At 59.4% G+C, this 4,681-nt stretch carries 5 protein-coding genes; 3 read left to right on the top strand and 2 right to left on the bottom strand.

Annotated features, from left to right (window positions below):
* Together WBB85_RS00130 and WBB85_RS00125 are read right to left on the bottom strand one after the other, a co-directional pair.
* On the bottom strand, positions 1-1,146 hold a 1,146-nt coding region (locus WBB85_RS00130), incomplete at its 3' end, for a TRAP transporter large permease (RefSeq protein WP_432636591.1).
* Complete coding sequence (locus tag WBB85_RS00125) at positions 1,146-1,658, bottom strand: TRAP transporter small permease (protein ID WP_432636590.1); 513 nt, start codon at positions 1,656-1,658, stop codon at positions 1,146-1,148. The genes WBB85_RS00125 and WBB85_RS00130, both read right to left, overlap by 1 nt.
* A gap of 458 nt (positions 1,659-2,116) precedes the next feature.
* Here WBB85_RS00125 and WBB85_RS00120 point away from each other — a divergent pair, with 458 nt between their 5' ends.
* The 3 genes from WBB85_RS00120 to WBB85_RS00110 all read left to right on the top strand — a co-directional run.
* On the top strand, positions 2,117-2,821 hold the full coding sequence (locus WBB85_RS00120; RefSeq protein ID WP_432636589.1) for a GntR family transcriptional regulator: 705 nt from the start codon (positions 2,117-2,119) through the stop codon (positions 2,819-2,821).
* A gap of 44 nt (positions 2,822-2,865) precedes the next feature.
* On the top strand, positions 2,866-3,981 hold the full coding sequence (locus WBB85_RS00115; RefSeq protein WP_432636592.1) for a Gfo/Idh/MocA family protein: 1,116 nt from the start codon (positions 2,866-2,868) through the stop codon (positions 3,979-3,981).
* 141 nt (positions 3,982-4,122) lie between these two features.
* On the top strand, positions 4,123-4,681 hold a 559-nt coding region (locus WBB85_RS00110; protein ID WP_432636588.1), incomplete at its 3' end, for a PfkB family carbohydrate kinase.

Here is a 4,681-nt window from a genome sequence, read left to right as displayed (position 1 = left end):
CCCCATCGGTGGCGTTGCCAACCCCACAGTCAGATTGATCGCCATCACGATGGCAAAGTGAACCGAATTGACTCCAAGACCGCCATCGGCAACGTCGCCGGTAAACATCGGCCCCAGGATCGGCCCGAGAATGATGATCGCCGGTCCCGCGTCAAGAAACATCCCGACAATAAAGAGCAGGATATTGACGAGAAACAGCAGGATAAGCGGATTCTGCGTCAGGGTGAGCATGAAATCGGCCAGCTTTTGCGGCGTTCCGTCAAGGGCGGCAATGGTCTTGAACGCCATGGCCGCACCGACAAGCAGCAGGACGATCGCCGAAGTAATGCCGGCACGGGTAAAGATCTCGGGCAGGTCCCGGAATTTCAGCGAGCGGATGATAAAAAGCCCGATGAGAATGGCATATCCTGCCGCCACCGCCGCGGCTTCTGTCGGCGTGAACACGCCTGACAGAATGCCGCCCAGAATGATCACAGGGGTCATCAGGGGAAAGAACGCCTTGAGCGATGCCTGCCCCCGCTCGCCCCAGGATGTCTTTTGGCTGGCGACCGGCAGATTGTATTTGTCCGCCATGAACGACACGAGCAGCATCAACGTGATCCCGATCAGCACCCCGGGCACAAGCCCGGCCAGAAACAGCGCCGCAACGCTTTCGTTCATCACATAGGCGTAGATGATCATGATGCCCGAGGGCGGAATGATCGGACCGATCAGCGACGATGCCGCCGTGACGGCTGCTGCGAACTTCCGGGTATAGCCCTGCTTTTCCATCGCCGGGATCAGCATTGATCCCAGCGCGGAAACATCCGCAACCGCAGAACCTGAAAGGCCCGCAAAAAGGATCGAGGACAGGATATTCACATGGGCCAGACCACCCCGAAGGTGGCCCATGAGCGCCTGGGCAAATTCGATAATCCGCTCGGTGATCCCGCCGCGGTTCATCAATTCGCCAGCCACCATGAAAAACGGAATCGCCATCAGCGGAAAGCTGTCCATCCCGTTGTAGACGTTGCGGTAAAGCGTGGTCAGGTAGTTTGGCTGGCCATCCAAGTACAACAGCAGCCCCGGCGAGGCGAGCAGCGCGAAAAAGACCGGCGTGCCCAGAAGCAGGAAGACCAGAAAGAGCGGCAGGAATAATGACAGCATCATTCGGCTCCTGTTGTGGCGGCTTCCGGAATCGGCAAGAGCGTATCTTCTCTGCCCGCCAGCGAAACGATCTTGCGCAGGATCATTTCGACATTGACCAGCGCAAGCAGCAAGAAGCAGATCGCCAAGGAATACATCATCCAGGCCCGGGGCACTTTCATCCAGGTCTGAAAATCAAGCGATGCAGGTACTTTGAGCGATGTCAGCGTGGCACGTCCGCCAAAACCGGCTGCCTCGGCAAAGCCGATTCTCGTGGCGACCACGATCACCAGCAGGGACAGCAGCATCAACAGGATGCTGATCGCGGCGTCGATCGATTTCGGCAGGTAGGAAACCAGCATGTCGATGCCGACAAAGGCACCCCGGCGGTATGCAGTCGGCGCCATCAGCCCGGTCGCCCACAGCATGAGAAAGCGCGCAAGCTCTTCCGGCCAGGCCAGCGCATTGCCCAGAACATATCTGTAAAAGACCTGCGCAAGGATGATGGCAACCATTACCATCATGCAGAGCATGCCTGCGTTTCTCCCTGTGGCGAGCAGAAATGCGTTCAGATGTGATAGCTTCCTCAATGCCGGAATTATCAGTTGCATTTCGTCCTTCCTCCCGTCGTGTCAGTATTTGACGTGTTCTCGGGCGCATCACTTGTTCTTGTGGATTTTTCCCAAAGTTCCATTTCCGGTTCTCGTGCTGGTCGGAAACTCCGCATCCAGTTTATCTTGTCAGCTTGCTATCCTCTGTCCTCAGGTGCGGTTGCAACGGCTTGCCCGACACAGGCTCGTCGCGGTCACTGGTGGTCTCGGGCTCTGCGGATGGAGCAGGTACGAGAGTCAAAGATTTTTCTCCATCCGGTCTGATTTCAGTTTCATCTTAGAGATCCCGTGTTATAAATCAATAGTAAATCAATTTGCCGCATCCGGGCTGATACTTTTCATCCGATGCGGGGAATAAGGCGTCTACGGTTCAAGGTGATATGCAGAAACTCAGCGCAGACGTTCCGGTCTACCAGCAGATTGTCGACCTTCTCATCCGAGAGATCGCCGCTGGTAGACTGATCGACGGGGAGCGGCTGCCGCCCGAACGTGAGCTGGCCGATCAGTTCGGCATTGCCGTCGGCACCCTGCGCAAATCGCTCAATGAGCTGGAGAACCGCGGCCTGCTGCAACGTATCCAGGGCTCGGGAAACTATATTCGGGCACAGGGTCCGCCCGACAGCACCTATGCCCTGTTCCGGCTTGAACGGATCGAGGGCGGCGGCCTGCCCTCCGCCAAGGTGCTGTCAGTCGATCGCCTGCCAAAATCGCCCGAGTTGCCGAAGTTCGGACCCTCCGATCAGGGTCATCGCATCTTGCGCCAGCGCTATCTGTCGGGGATGCCCGCAGCGCTCGAAGAGATATGGCTGGACGCTCTCTATATCGAGAAGCTGCAGAAAGATGACCTGCCCGAAAGCATGTATCTGTTCTATCGCAAACGTCTGGGTATCTCGATCCTGCAGGTCGAGGACAGGATCGGGATCGAGCCGTGCCCGGCCTGGGCTCCGACGGATTTTCCGGTCTCGCCCGGAACGCTCATGCCGCATGTCCTCAGGTTCGGCCTGGGGCAGGATGGCACCAAAGTCGAGATTTCCCGCACCTGGTATGACCCGAAAACCACGCGCTATGTCGCGCGGCACAAATGAGGAATCTGTTCGTGGCCAAGACATCGGATACATCCACAGAAGTGATGGAAATGCGGTATGGCCTGATCGGGGCCGGCATGATGGGTCAGGAACATATCCGCAATATCGACCTGCTGCCCAATGCAAGGGTGGCGGCGTTTTTCGAACCCGACGACGGCATGCGCGCGATTGCTTCAGGTCTGGTTCCCGATGCGATCGTCTGCAACTCTGTCGCGGACCTGCTGAATCAGGAGGCGATCAATTGCCTGTTGATCGTCAGCCCGAATTACCTGCACGTGCGGCAGCTCGAAGAAATAGCGAGCCAGCGTGCGTTGCCCGTTCTCGTCGAGAAGCCGCTCTTTACCGATCCCGCAGATCTGGACAGGCTTGTGCAGCTTCGCAACGGATACCCCGCGCCGATCTGGGTGGCGATGGAATACCGCTACATGCCACCGGTTGCCGCGCTGATCGAGAGCGCGGACCGCGTCACCGGCGGCGTGAAAATGCTGACGATCCGGGAACATCGGTTTCCGTTCCTGCCCAAGGTTGGCGCATGGAATCGTCACAACGTGAACACCGGGGGCACATTGGTCGAAAAGTGCTGCCACTTCTTTGACCTGATGCGCCATGTCATGGGGTGCAATCCGGTGCGCATCATGGCCTCGGGTGCGCAGGATGTGAACCACAAGGATGAAATCAGCGCCGGCCCGGCCCCCGACATCTGGGACAATGCCTATGTGATCGTCGATTTTGAGAACGGCGCGCGCGCGCTGCTGGAGTTGTGCATGTTTGCGGAAGGCTCGCGGTTTCAGGAAGAGATCACCGCCGTCGGACCCGAAGGCAAGATCGAATGCCTTGTGCCCGGCCCCGGGCGGTTCTGGCCAGCGCACCTTGGTGACCCGCCTGTGGCCCAGGTGATCGTTTCGCCGCGCCAGACAAAGGCACCTGTCGCCGTTCCAATCCCGGTGGATCCGCGGCTACTGGAAGCGGGCGATCACAATGGCTCCACGTTTTATCAACACGAACGATTTGCGCGGGCCTTGCGCGGCGAGGGTAAGATCGAAGTCGGGTTCGATGACGGCTGGTGGGCGGCGGCCATGGGGATGGCCGCGCAACAATCGGCACTGACGGGCCAAGCCGTCAAATTTTCCGATGTCATGCTCACTCCGGGACGAGGGTAGATTTATCGTGCCCGGACAACGACATGTACACCCTTGTTACGATGCGGCAGGCCGTGGGGCGGCGGCTGATATCACAGGTCGCACCTCGAAATCGGACATGACCTGCCCAGGTTCTGCGTTGACCGGCACGGGAGCAAGGTGATGGCGCGGGTCCTTGTTCTGGGCATGGCAGCCGTTGACTTCGTCTTCTCGGTTCCCGCGATGCCACGGACCGCTGAAAAGCACCTTGCAACAGATGCCAGGATTGTCGGCGGTGGCCCGGCTGCGAATGCGGCTGTCGCTGTTGCCCGCCTGGGCGGCATCCCTGAACTGGCGGCCAGGCTGGGCGCGGATTCACTGGCTGATCTGGTGTTGCAGGGATTGGCGGCTGACGGCGTTCCAACTGCTTTTGTCAATCGTGCCCCGAACGGGCAGTCCTCCTTTTCGTCGGTGTATGTCGATGCCGCGGGGGAGCGGCAGATCGTGAATTTCCGGGGTGCCGGGTTGACCAAAGACACCGATTGGCTGGCCGGTGCGACGCGGGCGGACGCGGTGCTGGTTGATACACGCTGGCCTGCCGGGGCGGCCTGTGCCCTGGACATGGCCCGCGCCTGGGGGGTGCCCGGCGTGCTTGACGCAGAGGCGCCGATTGATCCGCAGCTTCTGGAAAAGGCCAGTCACGTGGCGTTTTCCCGCACAGGGCTGCGCCAGCTTTCGGATG

This window comes from Albidovulum sp. (genome assembly GCF_049646345.1).
Taxonomy (GTDB): domain Bacteria; phylum Pseudomonadota; class Alphaproteobacteria; order Rhodobacterales; family Rhodobacteraceae; genus Albidovulum.
The sequence above is the reverse complement of the archived record's forward strand: the minus strand, read 5'-3'. Positions and strand labels throughout refer to the sequence as shown.